28 protein-coding genes are annotated in these 24436 nt (G+C 42.0%); 26 read left to right on the forward strand and 2 right to left on the reverse strand.

Annotated elements, in window-relative coordinates:
* Window positions 1–449 precede the first annotated feature (449 nt).
* The 9 genes from hrcA to thiI all read left to right on the forward strand — a co-directional run bounded on the left by hrcA (window position 450) and on the right by thiI (window position 10607).
* Window positions 450–1490 (forward strand): heat-inducible transcriptional repressor HrcA, encoded by a 1041-nt coding sequence (gene hrcA / locus LI074_RS02205; protein WP_008707388.1) that lies wholly within the window; start codon window positions 450–452, stop codon window positions 1488–1490.
* Window positions 1491–1507: 17 nt separating this feature from the next.
* The gene (gene grpE / locus LI074_RS02210; protein ID WP_173697617.1) at window positions 1508–2152 is read left to right on the forward strand and encodes a nucleotide exchange factor GrpE; all 645 of its coding nucleotides are present in this window, start codon (window positions 1508–1510) and stop codon (window positions 2150–2152) included.
* Between the two features lie 60 nt (window positions 2153–2212).
* Complete coding sequence (gene dnaK / locus LI074_RS02215) at window positions 2213–4090, forward strand: molecular chaperone DnaK (protein ID WP_008707391.1); 1878 nt, start codon at window positions 2213–2215, stop codon at window positions 4088–4090.
* Window positions 4091–4209: 119 nt separating this feature from the next.
* Complete coding sequence (gene dnaJ, locus LI074_RS02220; RefSeq protein ID WP_022381214.1) at window positions 4210–5397, forward strand: molecular chaperone DnaJ; 1188 nt, start codon at window positions 4210–4212, stop codon at window positions 5395–5397.
* 131 nt (window positions 5398–5528) lie between these two features.
* On the forward strand, window positions 5529–6242 hold the full coding sequence (locus LI074_RS02225; RefSeq protein ID WP_226839685.1) for a phosphatase PAP2 family protein: 714 nt from the start codon (window positions 5529–5531) through the stop codon (window positions 6240–6242).
* Window positions 6243–6359: 117 nt separating this feature from the next.
* Entirely contained in the window at window positions 6360–7313 is a 954-nt protein-coding gene (prmA, locus tag LI074_RS02230) for a 50S ribosomal protein L11 methyltransferase (RefSeq protein WP_008707396.1), read from the forward strand.
* Between the two features lie 4 nt (window positions 7314–7317).
* Complete coding sequence (locus LI074_RS02235) at window positions 7318–8064, forward strand: 16S rRNA (uracil(1498)-N(3))-methyltransferase (protein ID WP_025579202.1); 747 nt, start codon at window positions 7318–7320, stop codon at window positions 8062–8064.
* Between the two features lie 21 nt (window positions 8065–8085).
* Window positions 8086–9240, forward strand: coding sequence for a cysteine desulfurase family protein (locus LI074_RS02240; RefSeq protein WP_055052523.1), 1155 nt, complete (start codon window positions 8086–8088; stop codon window positions 9238–9240).
* A 185-nt stretch (window positions 9241–9425) separates the two neighbouring features.
* Window positions 9426–10607 (forward strand): tRNA uracil 4-sulfurtransferase ThiI, encoded by a 1182-nt coding sequence (gene thiI / locus LI074_RS02245; RefSeq protein ID WP_173697618.1) that lies wholly within the window; start codon window positions 9426–9428, stop codon window positions 10605–10607.
* Between the two features lie 115 nt (window positions 10608–10722).
* Here thiI and LI074_RS02250 read toward each other — a convergent pair whose 3' ends face one another.
* Window positions 10723–10959: an HPr family phosphocarrier protein gene (locus LI074_RS02250; protein ID WP_022381218.1), complete on the reverse strand. Its 237-nt coding sequence runs from the start codon at window positions 10957–10959 to the stop codon at window positions 10723–10725.
* A 317-nt stretch (window positions 10960–11276) separates the two neighbouring features.
* Between LI074_RS02250 and mtaB the strand changes: the two genes are divergently transcribed.
* The 9 genes from mtaB to LI074_RS02295 all read left to right on the forward strand — a co-directional run bounded on the left by mtaB (window position 11277) and on the right by LI074_RS02295 (window position 18552).
* Complete coding sequence (gene mtaB, locus LI074_RS02255; protein ID WP_119245741.1) at window positions 11277–12608, forward strand: tRNA (N(6)-L-threonylcarbamoyladenosine(37)-C(2))-methylthiotransferase MtaB; 1332 nt, start codon at window positions 11277–11279, stop codon at window positions 12606–12608.
* Between the two features lie 355 nt (window positions 12609–12963).
* Window positions 12964–13236: an IreB family regulatory phosphoprotein gene (locus LI074_RS02260; RefSeq protein WP_020994102.1), complete on the forward strand. Its 273-nt coding sequence runs from the start codon at window positions 12964–12966 to the stop codon at window positions 13234–13236.
* Window position 13237: 1 nt separating this feature from the next.
* Window positions 13238–13660: a Holliday junction resolvase RuvX gene (gene ruvX / locus LI074_RS02265; RefSeq protein ID WP_008707411.1), complete on the forward strand. Its 423-nt coding sequence runs from the start codon at window positions 13238–13240 to the stop codon at window positions 13658–13660.
* Window positions 13661–13672: 12 nt separating this feature from the next.
* Window positions 13673–13930, forward strand: coding sequence for a DUF1292 domain-containing protein (locus LI074_RS02270; RefSeq protein ID WP_008707416.1), 258 nt, complete (start codon window positions 13673–13675; stop codon window positions 13928–13930).
* A 163-nt stretch (window positions 13931–14093) separates the two neighbouring features.
* Complete coding sequence (locus tag LI074_RS02275; protein ID WP_008707417.1) at window positions 14094–15842, forward strand: ribonuclease J; 1749 nt, start codon at window positions 14094–14096, stop codon at window positions 15840–15842.
* A 1-nt stretch (window position 15843) separates the two neighbouring features.
* Complete coding sequence (locus LI074_RS02280; RefSeq protein ID WP_173697619.1) at window positions 15844–16188, forward strand: YlbF family regulator; 345 nt, start codon at window positions 15844–15846, stop codon at window positions 16186–16188.
* An 89-nt stretch (window positions 16189–16277) separates the two neighbouring features.
* The gene (locus LI074_RS02285; RefSeq protein ID WP_008707419.1) at window positions 16278–16682 is read left to right on the forward strand and encodes an endolytic transglycosylase MltG; all 405 of its coding nucleotides are present in this window, start codon (window positions 16278–16280) and stop codon (window positions 16680–16682) included.
* Window positions 16679–17323: an O-methyltransferase gene (locus LI074_RS02290; protein ID WP_008707426.1), complete on the forward strand. Its 645-nt coding sequence runs from the start codon at window positions 16679–16681 to the stop codon at window positions 17321–17323. Before LI074_RS02285 ends, LI074_RS02290 begins: the two co-directional genes overlap by 4 nt.
* 5 nt (window positions 17324–17328) lie before the next feature.
* Entirely contained in the window at window positions 17329–18552 is a 1224-nt protein-coding gene (locus LI074_RS02295; protein WP_020994100.1) for a peptidase U32 family protein, read from the forward strand.
* 38 nt (window positions 18553–18590) lie between these two features.
* On the opposite strand, the gene sigK is transcribed toward LI074_RS02295, so the two are convergent.
* Window positions 18591–19220, reverse strand: coding sequence for an RNA polymerase sporulation sigma factor SigK (gene sigK / locus LI074_RS02300; protein WP_022381225.1), 630 nt, complete (start codon window positions 19218–19220; stop codon window positions 18591–18593).
* Window positions 19221–19638: 418 nt separating this feature from the next.
* Between sigK and LI074_RS02305 the strand changes: the two genes are divergently transcribed.
* The 8 genes from LI074_RS02305 to LI074_RS02335 all read left to right on the forward strand — a co-directional run bounded on the left by LI074_RS02305 (window position 19639) and on the right by LI074_RS02335 (window position 24369).
* Window positions 19639–20619 (forward strand): tRNA dihydrouridine synthase, encoded by a 981-nt coding sequence (locus LI074_RS02305; RefSeq protein ID WP_173697620.1) that lies wholly within the window; start codon window positions 19639–19641, stop codon window positions 20617–20619.
* Between the two features lie 101 nt (window positions 20620–20720).
* Window positions 20721–21821, forward strand: a complete 1101-nt coding sequence (locus tag LI074_RS02310) for a YibE/F family protein (RefSeq protein WP_025579189.1) — start codon at window positions 20721–20723, stop codon at window positions 21819–21821.
* The gene (locus tag LI074_RS02315) at window positions 21818–22591 is read left to right on the forward strand and encodes a YibE/F family protein (RefSeq protein WP_022381228.1); all 774 of its coding nucleotides are present in this window, start codon (window positions 21818–21820) and stop codon (window positions 22589–22591) included. Before LI074_RS02310 ends, LI074_RS02315 begins: the two co-directional genes overlap by 4 nt.
* Complete coding sequence (locus LI074_RS02320) at window positions 22563–22883, forward strand: HPr family phosphocarrier protein (protein ID WP_173697621.1); 321 nt, start codon at window positions 22563–22565, stop codon at window positions 22881–22883. Before LI074_RS02315 ends, LI074_RS02320 begins: the two co-directional genes overlap by 29 nt.
* A 38-nt stretch (window positions 22884–22921) precedes the next feature.
* Window positions 22922–23278, forward strand: a complete 357-nt coding sequence (locus tag LI074_RS02325; protein ID WP_330597629.1) for a hypothetical protein — start codon at window positions 22922–22924, stop codon at window positions 23276–23278.
* Window positions 23259–23459, forward strand: coding sequence for an NAD(P)-dependent oxidoreductase (locus LI074_RS17710; protein ID WP_334296856.1), 201 nt, complete (start codon window positions 23259–23261; stop codon window positions 23457–23459). Before LI074_RS02325 ends, LI074_RS17710 begins: the two co-directional genes overlap by 20 nt.
* 63 nt (window positions 23460–23522) lie before the next feature.
* Window positions 23523–24056, forward strand: coding sequence for a flavodoxin family protein (locus LI074_RS02330; RefSeq protein WP_173697622.1), 534 nt, complete (start codon window positions 23523–23525; stop codon window positions 24054–24056).
* Window positions 24057–24171: 115 nt separating this feature from the next.
* Entirely contained in the window at window positions 24172–24369 is a 198-nt protein-coding gene (locus LI074_RS02335; protein WP_173697623.1) for a zinc ribbon domain-containing protein, read from the forward strand.
* Window positions 24370–24436 lie beyond the last annotated feature (67 nt).

Consider the following 24436-nt stretch of genomic DNA (forward strand, 5'->3'; position numbering starts at 1 on the left):
TCAAATCTGTGAGAGGAAAAGAATGACCTGAAACAAGAAAATGATAATTACGGTCAAGGCTGTAAGAAGAAAAGAATGACCTGAAACAAGAAAATAACAATTGCAGTCAAGCCTATGAGAAGAAAAGAATGACCTGAAATAGGAAAAGAAAAATTACAGTCAAGGCCAGGGCAGGAAAAGAATGACCTGAAACAGGAAAAATATTTTTATGGTCAATTCCAGAACAGGTTACAAGTAATATGAGATAAAAAATGATGTTATAGTCAATTTCTCACAGCATTCTTTTCATCAAATCAAATAAATAATATTGTTATGAAATAACAAAAAATTCACAAAATAATATTGACAAACCAAATCAAGAGTGCTATCTTATGAGCATAAGGTGTTAGCACTCCTAAAACATGAGTGCTAACAAACCAAAAACAAAGGCAGTAAAGGAGTGGAACTTCATGGATCAGGAATTAGATGATCGTAAAAAGAAAATACTAAAAGCCATCATCAAAACCTACATGGAAACAGGCGAACCGGTGGGTTCCCGGACCATTTCCAAGTTTGCAGATTTAAATGTAAGCTCTGCCACCATCCGGAATGAGATGTCAGACCTGACAGATATGGGATATATCGTACAGCCCCACACCTCAGCCGGAAGAATTCCTTCTGATAAAGGTTATCGCCTCTACGTAGACGAGCTGATGAAAGAAAAGGAATCAGAGGTTCAGGAAATCAAGGATCTCATGATAGAGAAAACTGACAAACTGGATAAAATGCTGAAGCAGGTAGCAAAGGTACTGGCCTCCAATACCAACTATGCAACAATGATCTCTGTTCCACAGTACAGCGGAAGCAAGATTAAATTCATCCAGCTTTCCCGTGTGACACCCCTTCAGCTTGTGGCAGTAGTAGTGAGTGATAACAATGTCATCCGAAACCAGATCATCAATCTGGATGAGGAGATGGACGATCAGACAATCCTGAAATTAAATCTTCTTCTTAACACCAACTTAAATGGGGTGCCCATTCAGGATATCAACCTGGGAATGATTGCCCGCCTGAAAGAACAGGCAGGTGTACATGGCTCTGTGGTTGGCACAGTCCTTGATGCAGTGGCAGACACCATCCAGGTAGACGAAGACGATATGCAGATATATACTTCAGGAGCAACCAACATTTTCAAGTATCCGGAGCTTGCAGACACAAGCAAAGCGAGCGAGCTGATTTCAGCATTTGAAGAGAAGCAGGATCTGGTAGACCTGGTGAAAGAGAGAATGTCTGATACAGAGAACACAGGAATTCAGGTGTACATTGGTGATGAGATGCCGGTGCAGACCATGAAAGACTGCAGTGTAGTCACAGCCACTTACGAACTTGGAAAAGGAATGCATGGTACTATCGGTATCATCGGTCCCAAGCGTATGGATTATGCAAACGTAGTTGACAGCCTGAAGGCTTTGAAAGTCCAGCTGGACGAACTGATTAAGAAAGAGAGTTAGAAAGGCGGTAATAGAGAGTGTCAGAAGAAACAAAGAACACAGCTCAGGAAGAAGAGACAACAGAGACTCCGGTAACAGAAGAAACTGTTGAGAATGAACCTGAAGTTGTAGAGAACGGCGAAGCGGAAACAGAGGAAATCCCGGTAGAGGACGGAGACGAGGAAGCTTCCCAGGATGACAAGAAAGACAGCAAATCAAAAACTTCTTTCTTCGGCAAGAAGAAAAAAGAAAAAGATAAATTTGAACAGCAGATCGAAGAACTTACAGACAGGCTGAAACGAAACATGGCTGAATTCGATAACTTCCGTAAGAGAACGGAGAAAGAGAAATCCAGCATGTATATCATCGGAGCCAAGGACATTGTTGAGAAGATCCTTCCGGTTGTGGATAACTTCGAGAGAGGTCTTGCACAGGCACCTGAAGGAGATTCTTTTGCAGATGGCATGAAGATGATCTATAAACAGCTGATCACCACATTAGATGAGCTGGGCGTGAAACCGATTGAAGCAGTGGGTAAGGAATTTGATCCGAACTTCCATAACGCAGTAATGCATGTGGAGGATGAAGAAGCTGGTGAGAATATTGTGGTAGAAGAATTCCAGAAGGGTTACACTTACAAGGATTTCGTAGTCCGCCACAGTATGGTAAAAGTAGCCAACTAATTTACATGAAAATATAGAATATATCAAATCTAGTTGAAAATAAACAGGAGGAACAAGATTATGGGAAAAATCATTGGTATTGACTTAGGTACAACAAACAGCTGTGTAGCCGTAATGGAAGGCGGACAGCCAACAGTTATCGCTAATACAGAAGGCGCAAGAACAACACCATCAGTTGTCGCTTTCACAAAAACAGGAGAACGTCTTGTAGGTGAACCTGCAAAACGTCAGGCAGTAACAAACGCAGAGAGAACAATCTCTTCCATTAAAAGAGAGATGGGTACTGACTATCGTGTAACAATCGACGACAAGAAATATTCTCCACAGGAAATTTCTGCTATGATTCTTCAGAAACTGAAAAAAGATGCAGAAGGATACCTTGGTGAGAAAGTTACAGAAGCAGTTATCACAGTTCCTGCATATTTCAATGATGCTCAGCGTCAGGCAACAAAAGATGCCGGTAAAATCGCAGGCCTTGATGTAAAACGTATCATCAACGAGCCAACAGCAGCAGCTCTTGCATATGGTCTTGACAATGAAAAAGAACAGAAGATCATGGTATACGATTTAGGTGGCGGTACATTCGATGTATCTGTGATCGAAATCGGTGACGGCGTTATTGAAGTACTTTCCACAGCAGGTAACAACCGTCTTGGTGGTGATGACTTCGACCAGAAAGTTACAGATTACATGCTTGCAGAGTTTAAGAAAGCAGAAGGCGTAGACTTAAGCAATGATAAGATGGCACTTCAGAGATTAAAAGAAGCTGCAGAGAAAGCAAAGAAAGAGCTTTCTTCCGCAACAACTACAAACATCAATCTGCCATTCATCACAGCTACAGCAGAAGGCCCGAAACACTTCGATATGAACCTTACAAGAGCTAAATTCGATGAATTAACACATGACTTAGTAGAAATGACAGCAGAACCGGTACGTCGTGCACTTTCAGATGCAGGTATCACAGCATCTGAACTTGGCCAGGTACTTCTGGTTGGTGGATCTTCCCGTATCCCGGCTGTTCAGGATAAAGTAAGACAGTTAACAGGCAAAGAGCCAAGCAAGAACCTGAACCCGGATGAGTGTGTAGCACTTGGTGCTTCTATCCAGGGTGGTAAACTTGCAGGTGATGCAGGCGCAGGTGATATCCTTCTTCTGGATGTTACTCCACTGTCACTGTCCATCGAGACAATGGGTGGTATTGCAACAAGACTGATTGAGAGAAATACTACAATTCCTACAAGAAAGAGCCAGATTTTCTCAACAGCAGCAGACAACCAGACAGCAGTAGATATCAACGTTGTACAGGGTGAGCGTCAGTTTGCAAAAGACAACAAATCCCTTGGCCAGTTCCGTCTGGACGGAATCCCGCCAGCACGTCGTGGTGTTCCGCAGATTGAAGTTACATTTGATATCGATGCAAACGGTATCGTAAATGTATCTGCTAAGGATCTTGGAACAGGTAAAGAACAGCACATCACAATCACAGCTGGTTCTAACATGTCTGATTCCGATATCGACAAGGCAGTAAAAGAAGCTGCTGAGTTTGAAGCACAGGATAAGAAACGTAAAGAAGCAATCGATACAAGAAACAATGCTGATTCCATGGTATTCCAGGTTGAGAATGCACTGAAAGAAGCCGGAGACAAGATCGATGCTAATGATAAAGCTGCTGTAGAAGCAGACCTGAACGCACTGAAAGATTTACTGTCTCAGACTGCAAATGCAGAAGAGATGACAGATTCTCAGGTAGCAGATATTAAAGCTGCTCAGGAGAAGATGATGGAAAGTGCTCAGAAGCTTTTCGCTAAAATGTATGAGCAGACACAGCAGGCAGGCGGCCAGGCAGGACCGGACATGAATATGGGCGGCGGTGCAGCAGGCAGCACAGATGCAGGAAACAACGATGATGTTGTAGATGCTGATTACAAAGAAGTATAATGTGACATTTCTGTAAAAGCAGAGATTTGCAACGGAAATATCAATAATAACTGTTCAGTGGGAGAGTCTCTCTCACTGAATAGTTGTGTTATAAATAAAACGGGTATAGGATTAAAATCATGGCTGATAAGAGAGATTATTATGAAGTCTTAGGCGTGGACAAAAGCGCCGATGACGCAACACTTAAAAAAGCATATCGTAAGCTGGCCAAGAAGTATCACCCGGATGTAAATCCAGGAGATAAAGAGGCTGAGGCGAAATTTAAAGAGGCAACAGAGGCTTACACCATCTTAAGCGATCCGGAGAAGAGAAAACAGTATGACCAGTTTGGCCATGCGGCTTTTGAAAACGGTGGCGGAGGTGCCGGCGGCGGCTTCGGAGGTTTTGATTTTAACGGTGCTGATATGGGTGATATCTTCGGCGATATTTTCGGCGATTTATTTGGCGGCGGCAGCAGAAGCAGACGTGCCAATAATGGTCCGATGAAGGGAGCTAATCTCCGCGCACGCGTAAATATTACTTTTGAAGAAGCTGTCTTTGGCTGTGAGAAGGAACTGGAGATCGTACTGAAAGACGAGTGTACCACCTGTCATGGAACAGGTGCGAAGCCGGGGACTTCACCGGTAACCTGTCCGAAATGTCATGGAGAAGGTCAGGTTGTTTATACACAACAGTCCATGTTTGGAATGGTGCGTAATGTACAGACTTGTCCGGATTGTCATGGATCAGGTAAGATCATCAAGGATAAATGTACTTCCTGCCGCGGAACCGGATATACATCTTCAAGAAAGAAGATTCAGGTATCTGTACCTGCAGGTATTGACAATGGTCAGAGCATCCGCATCCGTGAGAAGGGTGAACCGGGTACAAACGGAGGTCCGAGAGGCGATCTGCTTGTAGAAGTAAATGTTGCACGTCATCCGATCTTCCAGAGACAGGATATGAATATCTTCTCTACTGCGCCTCTTACATACGCGCAGGCAGCACTGGGCGGTACTGTACGTATCAACACAGTGGATGGAGAGGTTGAATATGAAGTGAAACCCGGAACTCAGACAGACACAAGGATCCGTCTGAAGGGAAAAGGTGTACCGTCTCTGAGAAACAAGAATGTACGTGGCGATCATTATGTGACTTTTGTTGTGCAGGTTCCTACAAACCTCAACGAAGAAGCAAAAGAAGCACTGCGCAAATTCGATGAGGCGTGTGGTAACCGTCCGAAATCAAAAGATTCTGATGATTTTGAAAAACCGGAAAAGAAGAAAAAGAGTTTCATGGATAAATTAAAAGAGACTTTTGAGGATTAATTATAAAAGAAAATTAAAGAAAAGAGGTTTACCCTCTTTTCTTTTTTTGTATAGTCGTGTATATTGAAGAGTAACGGTAAAAATCAGATGAACAGACAGGAATAAAAGTTTCCTGAGAAATGGAGAGATATTTGACAAAAACAGAGAAGATCGCAGCTTTTCGGGAGAAGTATCTCCCTGTATGGGCAATTTTGCCGCTGATAAGTATTTTTGTATTAAACTGTCTTATTTACTGGGGAAGCGGAGTACTGACAGCAGACAGATATCATTTTGATTTTACCATGTCACTGGACAGGGCAGTGCCGTTAATACCACAGTTTATCTGGATTTATATTCTGGCATTTCCTTTTTGGGCAGTGAATTATATTCTGGCCGCACAGAGAGGAAAAGATGGATTTTATCGGTTTGTGGCAACTGATCTGACTGTTCATATTACATGTTTTATTATTTTTCTGGTTTTGCCAACTACCAATGTCAGACCTGAGATTGCAGGAACTACATGGTCCCAGCAGATGCTTAAGTTTGTTTATCTCATGGATGGTGGAAACAGTCCGTCTAACTTATTTCCGTCAATCCATTGTTATGTAAGCTGGCTGAGCTGGCGCGGAGTCAGTAAATCAGAGAATATTCCAAAATGGTATCAGCATTTTTCACTGATATTTGCAATACTGATCATTATTTCTACCCAGGTGCTTAAACAGCATTATCTGGTGGATGCCATTGCCGGAGTTGCACTGGTAGAACTGGCGTGGAGATTTTACAGCAAAGGAAACCGCCACGAGATATTCAGACATTTTTTTGAAAAAATAAGTGAAGCATGCAGTCGGTGGGTAAATAAGAATTGACTGGATGTGGTGAGATGCTGCATTATGGGAATAGCTGCAGAGTAACAGAGAATGGGCCAAACATATTTTGGGATGATAATAGTTAATTATATAACATAAAGAAATGGAGATAATTACATGAAGTGGAACCGTTTTACAGTAAAAACGAAAACAGAAGCAGAAGATATCGTTATCAGCACACTTGCAGAAGTCGGCATTGAAGGCGTGGAAATTCAGGACAAACAGCCTCTGACTGAGGAAGACAAGGCTCAGATGTTTGTAGATATTATGCCGGAAGGACCTGCAGATGACGGCGTTGCCTATCTGAATTTTTATCTGGAAGAAGATGCAGACAAAGAAGCAATCCTGAAAGATGTTCGTGAAGCATTAGATGACCTGAAGAATTTTATGGACATCGGGGAAGCTACCATTGAAGAATCTCAGACAGAGGACAAGGACTGGATTAATAACTGGAAACAGTATTTCCACCAGTTCTATGTAGATGATATCCTTATCGTACCGTCATGGGAAGAAGTAAAAGCAGAGGATAAAGACAAGATGATCCTCCACATTGATCCGGGTACAGCCTTCGGTACAGGTATGCATGAGACTACTCAGCTTGTGATTCGCCAGTTAAAGAAATATGTAACACCGGATACAGAGATGCTTGACGTAGGAACCGGAAGCGGTATCCTTGGTATCGTTGCCCTGAAACTTGGTGCGAAACATGTACTGGGAACAGACCTTGATCCATGTGCAGTTCCTGCAGTTGCAGAGAATAAAGAAGCAAACCAGATCGTGGATGAAACTTTTGATATGGTGATCGGAAACATCATTGACGATAAAGCAATTCAGGATCAGGCAGGATATGAAAAATATGATATCGTAACAGCAAATATCCTTGCAGATGTTCTGATCCCTCTGACACCGGTAATTGTAAACCAGATGAAAAAAGGCGCTTACTACATTACTTCCGGTATTCTTGATGTGAAAGAAGAAGTTGTAGTGGAGGCAGTAAAAGCAGCAGGCCTGACGGTCGTAGAAGTGACACATCAGGGCGAGTGGGTTTCCGTAACAGCAAGAAAGGACTGATCCTATGCAGCGTTTTTTTGTGGAGCCTTATCAGATTGAGAAAGAGGCACACCGTATCCACATCAATGGGACGGATGTAAATCATATTAAAAACGTTCTCCGCATGAAATGTGGGGAGGATGTGTGGATCAGTGACGGAGGAGATAAAGAATACCGCTGCCAGATTGAAGAACTGGGAGAGGATGAGGTTCTGCTGCATATCCTCTATGCACAGGAGCCGGAATATGAGCTGCCAAATAAAATTTATCTTTTCCAGGGACTGCCGAAAGCAGACAAGATGGAACTGATCATCCAGAAAGCAGTAGAGTTGGGAGCTTTTTCTATAATCCCGGTAGAGACAAAGCGATGTGTGGTGAAACTGGATGTTAAGAAGGCAGCAAAGAAGGTGGTTCGCTGGCAGCAGATCGCAGAGAGTGCAGCAAAGCAGTCCAAGCGAATGCTGATCCCGGAAATCCATGAAGTAATGACCTACAAACAGGCACTGGAATTTGCGAAACAGTTAGATGTAAAACTGATCCCGTACGAACTTGCCAAAGGAATGAAAGAAACCAGAGAAATCCTCAGCGAGATTAAGCCTGGACAGTCTGTCGGTATCTTTATCGGACCGGAGGGTGGATTCGAGGAAGAAGAGGTAGCAAAGGCACTGGAAGCAGGTGCCCATGCGATTACACTTGGAAGACGAATCCTCAGAACTGAGACAGCAGGACTTGCGATTCTTTCAGTTTTGATGTTCCAGTTGGAAAATGAATAATAAAAACAAGAGAGAACAAAAATGGAAGCATATTTTGATAATTCAGCCACGACCCGCTGCTTTGAAGAAGTAAAGGACATCGTGGTAAAAACAATGATGGAAGATTTCGGAAACCCATCTGCCATGCATCAGAAAGGTGTAGACGCAGAAGGGTATGTCAAAGAATCTGCCAGAACTTTGGCACAGATACTGAAAGTAACAGAAAAAGAAATCCTGTTCACTTCCGGCGGAACAGAGTCAAACAACCTGGCTCTGATCGGTGGTGCGCTTGCCAACAAACGAAGCGGTAATCACATTATCACAACTGCAGTAGAGCATGCTGCAGTCAGCCAGCCGGTAGCTTTTCTGCAGGAACAGGGATTTGAAGTGACCATTCTTCCTGTAGACGGGCATGGAGTAGTAAAACTTGACGCATTGGAGAAAGCATTAAGGCCGGATACCATTCTCGTATCTACAATGATGGTAAATAATGAGACCGGTGCGGTTATGCCTGTAGAGAAAATCGGTGCAATGATCCAGGAGAAGTGTCCGAAGGCGCTGTATCATGTAGATGCGATCCAGGCATTCGGCAAATATCGTATTTATCCGAAGAAATGGAATATCCATCTTCTGTCTGTCAGCTCACATAAGATCCATGGACCAAAAGGAGTTGGATTCCTGTACATCAACAGCAAGGCAAAAGTGCAGCCTCTGATTCTCGGCGGCGGCCAGCAGAATGGCATGCGTTCCGGAACAGACAATGTACCGGGAATCGCAGGACTTGGTGTTGCAGCGAAGATGATGTACCAGAACTTTGACGAGAAAGTAGAGCATCTTTACCAGCTCAAAGAACGCATGGCAGAAGGACTTTCTAAGATTGACGATGTAGTAATCAACGGAATGCCTGTCAGAGAAGGCGCACCGCATATCTTAAGCGTCAGCTTTCTGGGAATCAGAAGCGAGGTATTGCTTCATACCTTAGAGGACAGAAACATTTACGTATCAGCAGGAAGCGCATGCTCCAGCCATAAGAGAAAACCAAGCGCAACACTTTCAGCAATGGGAATGAGCAATGCACAGATCGAGAACACTGTACGTATCAGCTTCTCAGAGGAGAATACATTCGAAGAAGTTGACTACTGCCTGGAAGTTCTGAATGAAGTACTGCCGATGTTGAAACGCTATGCACGCAGATAACAAATAATAGTTATAAGTGATATTTGGAATGGAACCTGAGATAAGCTCAGGAATATTTGAAAAGGTTGTTAATAGCATTTATATGAATTCTATTTGAAAATTACAGATATTAAATCCAGAAAAATATTAATTCTAATATTATATAAAACAATTTATTATAAGCAAAATAAGAGAAGGAGAAACAAATGATATTCCACGCATTTTTAATAAAATACGCAGAAATCGCCATCAAGGGCAAGAACAGATACATCTTCGAAGATGCCCTTGTAAAGCAGATGAACATTGCCCTTTCCAAAGTAGAAGGTGAGTTTGAAGTAAAGAAAGAACAGGGAAGAATCTATGTATTCTGCCCGGAGCAGTATGACTATGATGAAACTGTAGAAGCCTTGCAGCATGTATTCGGTATTGTTGGAATCTGCCCTGTAGTGATCTACGAAGATCAGGGATTCGAGCAGATGGCAAAGGACGTAGTTTCCTACATGAAGAACTGCCATCCGAACTACGACGGAAGTTTCAAAGTATATACAAGAAGAGCAAAGAAATCTTATCCGATCACATCCATGGAAGTTAGTGCAGAACTCGGCGGTCGTATCCTGGATGAGTTTCCGGATGCAAGCGTAGATGTACATGAACCGGACCTGACTCTTTCCGTAGAAATCCGAGACAAGATCTATGTATATTCCCAGACTATCAAGGGCGCAGGCGGAATGCCGATCGGCACAAACGGAAAAGCCATGCTTCTTCTTTCAGGCGGCATCGACAGCCCGGTAGCAGGATACATGATCGCAAAACGTGGCGTTAAAATTGACGCTGTATATTTCCACTCTCCGCCATACACCAGCGAGAGAGCAAAACAGAAAGTTGTAGATCTGGCAAAACAGGTAGCAAAATACAGTGGACCAATCCGCCTTCATGTAGTGAACTTCACAGATATCCAGCTCTATATTTACGACCAGTGTCCGCACGATGAGCTGACTATCATTATGCGTCGTTACATGATGCGTATTGCAGAGCATTTCGCAAAAGAAAGCAGATGTCTCGGTCTGATCACTGGAGAAAGCATCGGTCAGGTTGCCAGCCAGACCCTGCAGAGCCTTGCAGCAACAAACGAAGTCTGCACACTCCCTGTATACCGTCCGGTTATCGGATTCGACAAACAGGAAATCGTAGAAAGATCCTGGGAAATCGGAACCTATGAAACATCCATTCAGCCATTCGAAGACTGTTGTACTATTTTCGTGGCAAAACATCCGGTTACCAAACCAAACCTGAACGTGATCCACCGTTCTGAAACAAAACTGGAAGAAAAAATTGACGAACTCATGAAGACAGCGCTGGAGACTGTTGAGATTATTGAGATTGATTAATATCGATTACAAACATTCGGAATCTGCTGACGCTACTTCCTTATGTTTGAACTTGAAACTCTGGTATACAAAAAAAGAGGAACTGGTAAACAGTTCCTCAATGACTGCGAAAAAATTATTCTGTAACGTATTTGCCTACGATTGCCATAACGGTATCAAGAGCAGCGCCATCAGCGTGGACGTTTAAATCAATTGGTTTGGATAAATCAAGGCTGAAAATACCCATGATAGATTTTGCGTCGATTACATATCTTCCGGATACTAAATCGAAATCGCAGTCGAATTTGCTGATTTCATTAACGAACGCTTTCACTTTATCGATAGAGTTCAGTGAAATTTTAACTGTTTTCATTATGAGAACCTCCCTTAATAATAGTTATTTGCTGACCTGATTATCTGTCAGCTTACAGTTTTCATCTTAACGGCAGAGACCATAAAAGTCAAGGTGAAAACGGATAAAATTTCCAGAAAGATTTAGTGAAAATGTAGAACAGTGCTAAAATATCAGACTGTTTTGTAGAAAATGAACAATAACTAAAGCGAAAACAAAATCTATTCTGTAAGCATATAAGTTTTCGAAATGTCAGCATGTATACAAAGTCCAGACTACAGAAAATGAGTATGCAGGTATAGAATTATAAAAACAGAAAAATCAATTAGGAGGAAAGAATGGGAAAAAAAGTTGCACTTCACAACTTAGGATGTAAAGTAAACGCCTATGAAGTAGAAGCCATGCAGCAGCTTCTGGAAGAAGCGGGCTACGAGATCGTACCTTTTGAACCGGGGGCTGATGTATATTTGATTAATACCTGTACAGTAACCAACATTGCAGACCGTAAATCCAGACAGATGCTGCACAAAGCAAAGAAAATGAACCCGGATGCTATCGTGATCGCAGCCGGATGTTATGTACAGACAGATGAAGGGAAACTGGATAAAGATGAGGCTGTAGACCTGATCCTTGGAAACAATCAGAAGGGAAATATTGTCCAGGTACTCGAGGAATATGAGCAACAGCACACCAAACAGAAACATGTGCTCAAGATCAACCAGACAAAAGAATATGAAGAACTGGCAATTGATCATACAGCAGAGCATGTACGTGCATATATCAAAGTTCAGGACGGCTGTAATCAATTCTGTACTTACTGTATCATTCCTTATGCAAGAGGTCGTGTCAGAAGCCGTAAGATCGCGCAGGTAATGGATGAGGTTCATGCACTTGCAGCAAAAGGATACAAGGAAGTCGTTCTGACAGGAATTCATTTAAGCTCTTATGGTATAGATTTCCCGGCAGAAGAGAAAGAAACACTGCTTTCCCTGATCCGGGCAGTACATGAGGTAGAAGGAATCGAACGAATCCGTCTGGGCTCCCTGGAACCGGGAATCATCACAGAAGAATTTGTGCAGAGCATTGCCGCATTGCCGAAAATGTGTCCGCATTTCCATCTGTCCCTGCAGAGCGGATGTGATACCACACTGGAGCGAATGAATCGCAGATACAGAAGCGCAGAATATGCAGAGAAATGCGGGCTTCTGAGAAAATATCTGGGAACTCCTGCACTTACCACAGATGTGATCGTTGGTTTTCCGATGGAAACAGAAGAAGATTTTCAGGATTCCTATGATTTCGTAGAGAGCATTCATTTTTATGAAACTCATATTTTCAAATATTCCCGCCGCCATGGAACAAAGGCTGCAGCCATGTCCGGACAGCTCACTGAAGCACAGAAAGCGGTCAGAAGTGACAAGATGCTTGCTTTAAATGAACAGCATGCGAAAGAATATGAGAAATCCATGCTCGGCGGTGAACTGAAAGTACTTCTTGAGGAAGAAGTAGAGATTAACGGAGAGCAGTGGTATATCGGCCACAGTATGGAATATATTAAAACAGCAGTGAAAAAACAGGACAACTACAGTGTGAATGACATCATTACTGTAAAAGCTGAAGAATTCCTGGAAGAACATACATTAACAGGTGAGGTTCTGGGAATAGAATAGTTACAGTTCACTTCATTCTCAGCGGAATAGTGGTGTGTGAGTTACTGTTCACACACCACTATCCCGCGAGGTGTTTTGGCATGAATATGCCAAAATCCCGAGACATACAAGCCAAAATTCCATTGCCGCAGGCAATCTGGAATGAATTTTGGCTATGTTACTGAGAACGGAGTGAACAGTAACGTGTGTGAACAGTAACGAATAATCATCAATAAATTTGCGGTTGCACAATACGTGAAATTATATTAAAATATAGAAGAAAATATGTGTATTGTATACGAAATTTGCAATACATAGCAAAGCAGAATTACTAAGAAGGCTTTGCGACAATAAATCAGGTAAGGACGTGAATAAAATGGCAGAGAACAATCTGGGTAATACCCAATATTTCAGAACAAAACCAGACCAGGAGCTTCAGGTAAAAGAAGTTCTGGATCTCGTTTACACAGCAATGGATGAGAAAGGATACAATCCGGTCAATCAGATCGTTGGATATATTATGTCCGGAGATCCTACTTATATTACCAGTCACAAGGGCGCAAGAAGCATGATCATGAAAGTAGAGCGCGACGAACTGGTAGAGGAACTTTTAAACGAGTATATTAAGAACAAATCCTGGGAACGCTGATATGAGGGTTCTGGGATTAGATTATGGATCAAAAACAGTCGGTGTAGCTATCAGTGATCCGTTGGGGATCACCGCTCAGGGTGTAGAGACGATCTGGCGTAAACAGGAGAACCACCTGCGCCAGACACTTGCCCGTATTGAAGAACTTGTTTCGGAATATCACGTGGAGAAGATCGTGCTTGGATATCCGAAGAACATGAACAATACGATTGGAGAACGTGCCCAAAAATCACTGGAATTTAAAGAAATGCTGGAGAGACGTACAGGTCTTGAAGTGATCATGTGGGACGAGCGTCTGACAACAGTAGAAGCCAATCGTACTTTAATGGAAGCCAGTGTGCGCAGAGAGAACCGCAAGCAGTATCTGGATCAGCTGGCTGCTGTTTTTATTTTGCAGGGATATCTGGATTCCCTGTCCTGTTAGGAGATTAATAAGATGGAGAAAATTAAATTTCAGCTTGAGGACGGAACAGAAGCGGAGTTTTATGTAGAGGAGCAGACCAGGATCGGAGGAGTTGCATATCTTCTGGTATCTGATTCTCAGGATGATGAGGCGACAGCCTATATTTTTAAAGACGTGTCAGAGGATGACAGTCAGGAAGCCTGCTATGAAATGGTCGAGGACGAGGATGAGATGCAGGCTGTTTTTAAAGTATTTGAACAAATGTTAGATGACGTAGACCTTGAAATGTAGCATGGAGGTGTAGTACTTGAGTAACGAAAATAACAACCAGTTTAATAATGAAGCGCGTGAAAATCATGACGGACAGTTCGGACATGGTCAGAAGAGGCCATACAACAGACCGAAGAATTATAAATATAAACCACAGCACAGAAACTCTTATGGAAGAAAACCAATGCAGGACCGCAAGGCTCCGGCAGATAAAGAGAAGAACGGAATACAGGTACCATTTAAGGCTGCGATAAAGAATTCTTCCCGCAGACCGAAGAAACCAACATCTAAATTAAAGATCATTCCTCTGGGTGGTCTGGAACAGATTGGAATGAATATCACAGCATTTGAATATGAAGACAGCATTGTTGTGGTAGACTGCGGTCTTGCTTTCCCGGAAGATGATATGCTCGGAATTGACCTTGTCATTCCGGATGTCACCTATTTAAAAGAGAATATTTCCAAAGTAAAAGGCTTTGTGATCACTCATGGACATGAGGACCATATCGGTGCGCTGCCGTATGTACTCAAAGATGTAAATGTCCCTGTTTATTCCACGAAGCTGACCATTGCTCTTATTGCAAATAAGCTGAAAGAGCATAATATGACCAATACTACCAAGTTAAAGGAAGTAAGGCATGGACAGGTCATTAATCTTGGTGATTTTTCAATTGAATTTATCAAGACAAACCATAGTATCCAGGATGCATCTGCACTTGCGATCTATTCTCCGGCAGGCATCGTAGTGCATACCGGCGACTTTAAAGTAGATTATACTCCTGTATTCGGAGATGCCATTGATCTGCAGCGTTTTGCAGAGATTGGAAGAAAGGGAGTACTGGCACTGATGTGTGACAGTACTAATGCAGAGAGAACCGGATTTACCATGTCTGAACGTTCTGTGGGACATGTGTTTGATAATCTTTTCAATGAATATAAGACAAACAGAATCATTATTGCCACTTTTGCATCCAATGTAGACCGCGTACAGCAGATCATTAACACAGCTTATCGTTTCGGACGCAAGGTTGCAGTAGAGGGCCGCAGTATGGTAAATGTTATCACAACTGCAGCAGAGCTTGGATACCTTCGCATTCCGGATCAGACTCTGATTGAGATCGATCAGGTTAAGAATTACCCGGATGAACAGGTAGTGCTGATCACAACAGGAAGCCAGGGTGAATCCATGGCAGCTCTTTCCCGTATGGCTGCAAACATCCATAAGAAAATAGTGATCAAACCGAATGATACTATTATTTTCAGTTCCAATCCGATTCCGGGAAATGAGAAAGCGGTATCCAAGGTTATCAATGAGCTTTCCATGAAGGGTGCGAAGGTTATTTTCCAGGATGTCCATGTTTCCGGACATGCCTGCCAGGAAGAAATCAAGCTGATCTATTCTCTGGTAAAACCGAAATATGCAATCCCTGTTCATGGTGAATACAGACATCTGACCGCACAGAAAAATGTAGTTGAGGAACTTGGAATCCCCAAAGAGAATATCTTTGTCCTTGCATCCGGAAATATTCTGGAGCTTGACAGCCAGAGTGCACAAGTAACAGGCACTGTACACACAGGAGCAATCCTGGTAGACGGACTTGGTGTAGGAGATGTAGGAAATATCGTTCTTCGTGACCGTCAGCATCTTGCAGAAGATGGAATTATGATCGTTGTGGTTACGTTGGAACGCCACAGCAATGTGATTCTTGCAGGACCGGACATTGTTTCCAGAGGCTTCGTATATGTGAGGGAATCTGAGGATCTGATGGATGGTGCAAGAGAAGTGGTAGAGAATGCACTGGATTCTTGTCTGGAACGTAATATTACGGACTGGGGCAAGATCAAGACAGTTGTGAAGGATGCGCTCAGTGAATTTTTATGGAAACGTACCAAGAGAAGTCCTATGATCCTGCCTATTATCATGGAGGCATAAAATGGAACCAAATACAATAGAGGAAAGTATTAAAGGGCTTCTGGAGGCTATAAAGGAGAGCCCTGAATATCTGGAATTTCAGAAGCAGAGTGATATCCTGAAAAAGAAGCCCGAACTGAAGGCACGTGTGGATACATTCAGGGCAGATAATTATAAAGTCAAGAATGAATGTGATTCCGATAATCTGTTTGAAGTTGTAGAGCAGATGGGAAAAGAATCCGCAGAGCTGCGCAGACACCCGGAAGTGAATGCGTATCTGGATGCGGAGCTTGCTTTGTGTAAAATGATGCAGAGAATCTGTATAAAACTGGGAGAAGGTATTGATATAGATGTCCCGGGAATGTGAGCAGATAAACTGTAAAAAAGTTATCCTGCTGTGAGCAGATAACTGAGCGGATGACTTTATCCGCCTGATATACAGAAAGGAAATAGCTTATGAGTGATACCAGGGAACGTGCAGGTGCAGCAGGTGTTGTTGTTGCAGGAACGTTTTTTAAGATCGTACTTTATATATGTGTGATAGTTTTACTTTTCTGGGTAGGAAAGGCTTCTTATCAGTTTGGACATGATGTCTTTAATCAGCAGGCCATGAGTCCCGGAGAAGGACAGGAAGTTACAGTGGTGATCAAGGAAGATACTTCCTTGTACAAGATTGCCAAAACTCTTCAGAAAAAAGGTCTGGTCAAGAGTGCAACGGTATTTTATGTTCAGGAGAGACTATCTACTTATCATGGAAAGCTTCAGGCCGGAACGTATCTGTTAAGTACAGCATATACACCTAATCGTATCATGGGAATTCTGGCAGGTGATGATGAACAGGAAGGGGTAAGTGATTCGTGATAGTTGACGAGCGGATGCGTACCTATATTAATTCACTGGATATGGGAAATACACCGTTTCTTGAAGAATTGGAGCAGTATGCCATCAGGGAACGGGTGCCGATCATCCGGAGAGAAATGCAGAGTTTTATAAAAATGTTTCTGGCTGTAAACCGGCCGAAGCGTATTCTGGAGGTGGGGACAGCCATTGGCTTCTCCACACTTCTTATGTGCGAATATGGTCCTGAGGATCTTGAAATCGTAACGATCGAGAATTATGAGAAGAGAATTCCCATCGCAAAAGAGAATTTCAGGAGAGCCGGACGGGAAGCGCAGATTACTCTGCTTGAGGGAGACGCAGGACAGATATTAAAAGAACTGGAAGATTCGTTTGACATGATTTTTATGGATGCTGCAAAGGGACAGTATATCAACTGGCTTCCGGATGTGATGCGTCTTATGAAAAATGGCGGTGTTCTCATCTCTGACAATGTGCTTCAGGAGGGAGATATCATAGAATCCCATTATCTGGTAGAGCGCAGAAACAGAACCATATATAAGAGAATGCGTGAGTATCTGTATGAACTGAAACATAATCCATCCCTGATAACTTCGATCATTCCCCTGGGAGACGGAGTTACAGTCAGTGTGAAACAGGAGTGAACAATATGAGAAAAATAGAATTGCTGGTTCCGGCTAGCAGTCTTGAGGTATTGAAGATTGCTGTTATTTTCGGAGCAGATGCAGTATATATCGGTGGAGAAGCCTTTGGACTTCGTGCCAAAGCAAAGAACTTTTCCCATGAAGATATGAAGGAAGGAATCGCTTTTGCCCATGAACATGGAGTGAAAGTTTATGTGACTGTAAATATTCTGGCCCATAATTATGATCTGCCGGGTGTGAGGGAATATCTGACAGAACTGAAAGAACTGAAGCCGGATGCACTGATCATTGCAGACCCGGGAATCTATATGTATGCAAAGGAAATATGCCCGGAAATCGAACGTCATATCAGTACACAGGCAAACAATACTAACTATGAGACATATCGTTTCTGGTACAATCTGGGAGCAAAGCGTGTGGTAACAGCCAGAGAGCTTTCGCTTGCGGAGATTAAAGAGATCAGAGAGCATATTCCGGAGGATATGGAGATTGAAACATTCATCCATGGTGCTATGTGCATTTCTTATTCCGGAAGATGTCTGCTCAGTAATTATCTGGCAGGACGTGATGCCAACCAGGGAGCCTGTACCCATCCCTGCCGCTGGAAATATTCTATTGTTGAGGAGAAACGTCCGGGAGAATATATGCCGGTATTTGAAAATGAAAGAGGAACCTATATCTTTAATTCCAAGGATCTCTGCATGATCGAGCATATGGACGATATCATTAACAGCGGAATCGACAGTCTGAAGATAGAAGGCCGTATGAAAACCGCTCTCTATGTCGCAACAGTTGCCAGAACTTACCGCAAGGCAATAGACGACTATATGGAGAGCCCTGAGAAATATCAGGCAAATATGCCATGGTACCAGGAACAGATTTCCAACTGTACCTACAGACAGTTTACAACCGGATTCTTCTATGGAAAACCGGATGAGAATACACAGATTTATGATAATAATACTTATCAGAAGGAATATACGTATCTGGGATTTGCTGAGGCAGTGGATGAACGGGGTTATGCGCAGATCACTCAGAGAAATAAATTCTCTGTAGGTGAGACAATTGAAATTATGAAACCGGACGGACAGAATGTAGCTGTCACTGTGAAGGGAATTTATGATGAGGAAGGCAATTCCATGGAGAGTGCGCCTCATGCACAGCAGAAGCTGTTTATCGACCTGGGAACCGAAATCCAGGTTTACGATCTGTTAAGAAGAGCAGAGTGATTAATAAACGCAGCCAACGTTAAATTTGTTGGCTGCGTTTACTGCATTTGCGGGAAAAGGCCTCGAAGCTTTTGCAGAGCAGTTTTTTCGATCCTGGAGACATAAGAGCGGCTGATACACAGTTTTCGGGCAATTTCCCGCTGAGTTTCTTCCTCCATGCCAAAGAGCCCATATCTGCAGCAGATTACCTGATATTCCTTATCTGACAGGACTTTTTTCAGAGAGCGTAGAAGATAGTCGGTATTTTCGCGGATATAGCAGTCTTCTACAATATCTACAGGTGCACTCTCGATCACATCTAACAGATTAATCTCATTTCCTTCTTTATCTGTTCCTATGGGTTCATATAGGGACACTTCTTTTGAATGCTTTTTCTTAGCACGAAAATACATCAGCAGTTCATTTTCTATACATCTGGCAGCATAGGTGGATAACCGGGAAGCCTTCTGGGGATTAAAGGTTGTGACAGCCTTGATCAGTCCGATGGTTCCAATAGAGATCAGATCATCTGTATCCTCACCGGTTCCCTGATATTTTTTGACCACATGTGCTACCAGCCGGAGATTATGCTCGATCAGGATATTCTTTGCCTGAGAATCACCCTCCTGATATTTTTGAAGATAATATTTTTCCTGGGATATGGACAAAGGTTTTTGAAAGGCCTTCAAATCGCTACCTCGAAGGGGATTTCTATATAGTTTATGTCGAGGACAGGGTGTTGGTGCTTTTCCAGAAAAATTTGAGCCTTTTTACAATTATTTTACCTGTTCTGTACAATTGTGTGATGGCAGAGTGTCTTTTCCTCTGCTATGCTTAATAAAGCTGGTGATGAACAAGGATATGATTTTCGATGCTGACGGACAGGCTGCGCAGACCGAATTGAAAGAGATGCTTGCAAAAAGGGTATCTCTTTTTGTGTTGATTTTTGCAGCGGATGTTTTAAATCTGCATTGAGAAATTAGAATGATTACAGTATAATGGATGAAGAATTTAACCGAATAAACTGCTCAGCAGTTATCAGGTGTAGAACTACACAGCGAAGTGGATGATTTTATCCGCTTGAATACAATACAACAGGAGAAGCACATGAAAATATATTTAGCCCCCCTTGAGGGAATCACAGGATATACATACAGAAGGGCACTTTACCAGTGCTTTGGAGGTTTTGACAAGTATTTTATTCCCTTTATCCTTCCAAATCAGAAAGGACATCTCAGCACCAGAGAAAAGAAAGACATTATGCCTGAGAATAATGAGGGGATGTATGCTGTTCCCCAGATTCTCACAAAGAATGCAGAGGATTTTATCCAGACAGCGGAAACACTGCAGGAATACGGTTATAATGAAGTGAATCTGAACCTTGGCTGTCCGTCAAAGACTGTTGTGACAAAAGGCAGAGGTGCGGGATTTCTGGACAGACCGGATGAACTGGACAAATTCCTGGATGAGATTTTCCGTAAATGTGATATGAAGATTTCCATCAAGACTCGATTGGGTATGGATGATCCGGAAGAATTTGAAGATCTGCTGACGATTTATAATAAATATCCACTGGAAGAGTTAATTGTTCACGCAAGAGTGCAGAAAGACTATTACAAAAATACGCCACGTCTGGAAACATTTGGGGAGGCAGTGGGGCGGGCCAAGAGCCCGGTTTGCTATAACGGAGATATCGTCACAGCAGAGGACTGTACCAGATTACAGGACATGTTTCCGACCCTGGACTGCATTATGACAGGCAGAGGAACACTGAAGAATCCTGCACTTGCCAGAGAGATCCGTGGCGGTGCACCTGCGTCAAAGGAAGAAATCCGCAGATTTCATGATATGATGTACAATGAATATTGTGAAGACCTGTCCGGAGACAGAAATATCCTGTTCCGTATGAAAGAATTATGGTCTTATCTGGCACCTATGTTTACAAACAATAAAAAATATGCCAAAAAGATTAAGAAGGCTGAGAAATGTGTGGTATATGAAAATGCAGTCAGAGAATTATTTGGCTGTGAACAGTTAATTGGAGAAGTGGAAAATGCGGATATGGAAAAAAATACTGGATTATTATAACAGCTGAAAGATATAGAACTCACAGTATTTCGATAAAAAGTAACTGATTAGTATCTTTAGGGTTGCAATATTTTTTATTAAGAAGGAGAAAAAAGAATCCTATGAAATCTCATGTATTTCAGATGAAATATTTCTTAGCAGGCATCTATATTATCTGTGTTATATTTACCTGCTTTAACGCCAGGTTTTATCATACGCCTCTGGCGAAGATATCTTCAGTAACAGAAAAGGAAACAATGAGCAGAAAAGGAACCAGGGATGCAGAAGAGTATTATTATACTCAGAAAATTACAGCGCGTATATTAAACGGTACCCATAAAGGGGAAGAGATTTCTATTTCTAATGAATATACATCGTCTCAGGTTCAGAATCAGAAATATCACAAAGGAGACACGGTCCTTTTAAGCGGTTCAAGGGAAAATCCAGGGAAATCCATACGTTCCATAAAGCGTGATGGTTATCTGGCATTGCTGGCAGGTGGTCTGTTTTTTCTTCTGATCTGTATTACAGGAAAACAGGGATTCTATACGATCATATCGCTGATATTGAACACAATTATATTCGCGTTTGGATTTCAGGCTTTTATGAAAGGGGAAAATATCTTAAATATCTGCAATGTAATTGCTTTTCTTTTTTCGATAACAACTCTGATCTGTCTGAATGGGATCCACAGAAAAACATGGGCTTCTGTTATTTCAACCATATGCGTACTGTTTCTGATCATGGCATTATTTGAATTTTCTATTCAGTTTTTTGGAGATCTGGATTATTCTAATCTGGAATATCTGGGGAGTATGAGTAATTCCGCTGATATATTCTGGACAGATATTATGCTGACAGGACTTGGAGCTATCATGGATGTAGCTGTAACTATCAGTGCTGCAACAGGGGAAATTGTCCGGAAAAATCCAGATGTTTCTCTGAGAAAATTAATACATTCAGGACGGGAAATCGGATATGACATTATGGGAACCATGATAAATGTGTTGCTTTTTGTTCTGGCAAGCAGTATGATTCCTATGTTTATCCTGAAAATGAACAATGAGATCAGGTTTATAACGATCATACGATATCATATTCCATATGATATCTGTCGTTTTCTGATTGAAAGTATAGGAATTGTACTGGCAATCCCTGTATCTGTTTTTATTTCTTCTATTATCATGAAACTACCATCTCTGAAAAGGAGCGACAAAAAATGATAATTTTTCTTGCACTGGTGTTGATTATTTTAATGATTCTGATTGGTGGGGAGCGCGGAGCAGTTTCTCTTATGACATTGGCCGGTAATATTGTAATTCTGTTTATTTCGATTCTTCTGATGTCCATTGGTTTCCCGGCGCTGCTTCTGATATTGGCTGCAGGGGCAGGAGTCTGCTACAATTCCCTGTTTTACCAAAATGGAAACAATCCAAAGACACGGGCGGCTTTTCTGGCTACCTTGCTTGTGATGCTGCTTTTATTTATTCCGATTTATCTTATTATATGGAGATCAGGAAGCTATGGACTGAATGAGCTTCAGCTTTCAGAAGATGATTTTATGTATTATTACAGTACGGATATCCATATTAATATGCTTCATGTGGCAGTTTTTGTAACTGTTTTCAGTACTCTTGGAGCGGTTATTGATACTGCTTTATCTGTAACTTCTTCTGTATATGAAGTCTGGACACATAAAAACAGCCTGACAGCGAAAGAACTTACTTCTTCCGGCTATCAGGTTGGAAAAGAAATTATAGGAACAACTGTAAATACGCTGCTTTTTGCTTATCTTGGAGGCTCTATTCTGTTATTTGCCTATGTTCAGACACAGCAATATAACCTGGAAATTATTCTCAATTCCAAATTTCTTTTTCAGGATGTTGCAATCATGCTGTCTGGGGCGATTGCCTGCCTTTTTACAGTACCGGTATCAATCAGATGCGTGATCCGCCAGATCCATCATGCTGCATCTGAAACAGATCACAGCTGATCGGATTTGTTTTCACAGTCTTTACAGATTCCATGAAGCATATCTCCGCTGCACTGCAGACGGAATCCATGATCCCGGAACAGATGCTCTTTTAACCGAATCAAGTAAGTCCCCTGTGGGGATTGCGAATATCCGCTTGACTTCTATCAAAGAGGCTGTTGATTTTGTGAATTCAGCATCCAGACAGCCGTACAATGTAGATTTGTCCAGAGAAATTTACAATGTAGATGCAAAATCAATTCTGGGAGTTCTGGTACTGGGCCTGGGAAATATGATGGAAAGTGTGATATGATTTGAATTACAGAATATATACAAGGAGGAATTTATATTATGTACGATAAATGTGTGGTGTTAAATGCAAAAAAAATGAATTTTGATGGGAAGCTGGATTTTTCCATTTTATCTTCTGATGTTACCGTATATGATGATACAACAGAACAGCAGCTGACAGAGCGTATTCAGGGAGCAGATATCATTGTAACAAAGGAGATGCCTGTGAGTGCAGAAATGATACAGAGATTCCCGGAATCTGTCAAGCTGATCTGTGAGGTAGGTACAGGATATAATAATATTGATCTTGAAGCAGCAGGGCAGAGGGGGATTACAGTCTGCAATATCCCGGCATATAGTACAGAACGTGTGGCACATACTGCAGTCATAGGGTACGATTGCAGGAGCTGGACTTGATGTTCAGGAAACCGAACCACCTGAAGAGAACAGCCCTCTTTATACTATGGACAATGTCATTTTGACCCCTCATATGGGATGGAAAGGACTTGAAACGAGACAGCGGTTGGTTTCCATTCTGGCAGACAATATAGAGAAGTTTATGGAAGGAAATCCTATCAATGTTGTATCAGAATTATAGGATCTGGAAAAATAGGTTATAAAAAAGTCTGTAAATCAGTATCAAGGAAGGAAAAATATACCAATGAAAAATATATTGATTATTTCAAGCTCGCCAAGAAAAAAAGGAAATTCACAAATCCTTTGTGAGCAGTTTAAAAAAGGGGCAGAAGCAAAAGGACATCAGGTAAACATCGTACGCATCATGGAGAAGAATATAGGTTTTTGCAGAGCCTGCGACGGCTGTATGAGAAATGGCGGTACCTGTGTATTAAAAGATGACATGGCTGAAATACTCGAAATGTTTCAGAAAGCAGATGTACTTGTACTGGCTACTCCGGTTTATTTTTATGGAATCAGTGCCCAGATGAAAACCTTTATTGACCGCACTTATCCTATCTGGCAGCATCTTGGTAAAAAAGAAGTTTACTACATTATATCGGCTGGCCTGGTTGAGGACATTATTGAAAGATCACTTGGTGATCTGGATGGTTTTGTAGAGCATCTGGAAGAATACAAGATTGCAGGAAAGATATATGCAGCAAACGTGATGGATGCTGGATTAGTCAGGAATCAAAGTGTTTTCCCAAAAGCCTACGATATGGGATATGCCATTTAAGCTGTTGAACAATCGGAATTGACCGAGCTCTTTGAGCGAGGGATACTTCTTGTCCGAAGGGCAAGAAGGTGGAACTGAGAATAATTAAAACAATCGGGATTTGGAGGTATAAACAATGCGGAAATGTGAAAAGTGTGGGGCAAGCATGAAATTAGATTTAAGACTTAAAGCTAATGGTGGTGGCTATGGGATTGTTGTTCGGGTAGATGAAAAACAAAAGGCGACAACTATAGATGATGTTAGAGTTGCAGTCTGCCCAGAATGTGGATATACAGAAATGTATTTAGAAGATTTATCGAAATTGAAGGATTAAGAGACAACTTCAAGTTTTATTGATTAGGAAATTGAGGAGTCATGCATTTTGTAAAGGGAGATCTGTA

Origin of the sequence: Blautia sp. MSK18_10, from assembly GCF_020553185.1 — a bacterium.
Lineage (GTDB): Bacteria > Bacillota > Clostridia > Lachnospirales > Lachnospiraceae > Blautia_A > Blautia_A wexlerae.